Raw genomic sequence first — 955 nt, 5'->3', positions numbered from 1 at the left:
TTTGCATTGGCTTGCCCGGCGCAATATAATGCCACTCGATTTTCGCCTCCTGACACCATCTGAGGATGGCCATCGACGTCAGTTCCGTACCGTTGTCCGAGACGATCGTGGTCGGCCTTCCTCGCCGGGCCATGACCGCATTCAGTTCGCGGACGACACGCAGACCTGACAGCGAGGTGTCGGCTACCAGGGCCAGGCATTCGCGGGTATGATCGTCGACAATCGCCAGGATCCGGAAGCGGCGACCGTCGGTGAACGCATCACTGAGGAAGTCCAGGCTCCAGCGTTGGTTCGCCTGCTGGGGAACGAGCATCGGCCGGCGCGTGCCCAGCGCCCTCTTGCGGCCGCCGCGCTTGCGAACCTGCAGTCTCTCCTCCCGGTAAAGACGCCGAAGCTTCTTGAGGTTCATCGAGATGCCCTGCCGCCGCAGCATCACATGAATGCGGCGATACCCGAAACGACGGCGCTCCGAAGCGACCTTCTTCATCGCCTCACGCAGGTCGACGTCATCCGGCCGGATCCTGCGATAGCGCACGGTCGACCTGTCGACACGAAGAACGTGGCACGCCCGACGCTGGCTCACACCGTGCTCCCGGCACAGATGAGCCACCGCCTCTCGCTTCGCATCGGGCGTTACCATTTTTTTGCTGCGATATCCTTCAGCATCGCATTGTCGAGCATCGACTCCGCCAGCAACCGCTTGAGACGCGCGTTCTCCTCTTCGAGCGCCTTCAACCGCTTTGCATCGGATACATCCATGCCGCCGAATTTGGCCTTGTATTTGTAGAACGTCGCTTCCGAAATTCCGTGCTTGCGGCACACCTCGGCGGTCTTCATTCCCGCCTCGTGTTCCTTCAGCATGCTGATGATCTGCTCATCCGTGAACCGTGATCGCCTCATACGTCCGCCTCCTTCATCGTGACGGACTCTACCAAAAAATGGAGGAGATTCAGGG

General features: G+C 60.3%; 1 pseudogene. It reads right to left on the bottom strand.

Features of this window, described 5'->3' with window-relative positions:
• A pseudogene (locus ABZ728_RS22065) lies at positions 1-900 on the bottom strand (IS3 family transposase); the annotation flags it as partial.
• Positions 901-955: the final 55 nt, after the last annotated feature.

This window comes from Fodinicurvata sp. EGI_FJ10296 (assembly GCF_040712075.1).
In the GTDB taxonomy this organism is placed as follows: domain Bacteria; phylum Pseudomonadota; class Alphaproteobacteria; order DSM-16000; family Inquilinaceae; genus JBFCVL01.
Note: the sequence above shows the minus strand (reverse complement) of the source record. Positions and strands in the feature narration are given on the sequence as shown.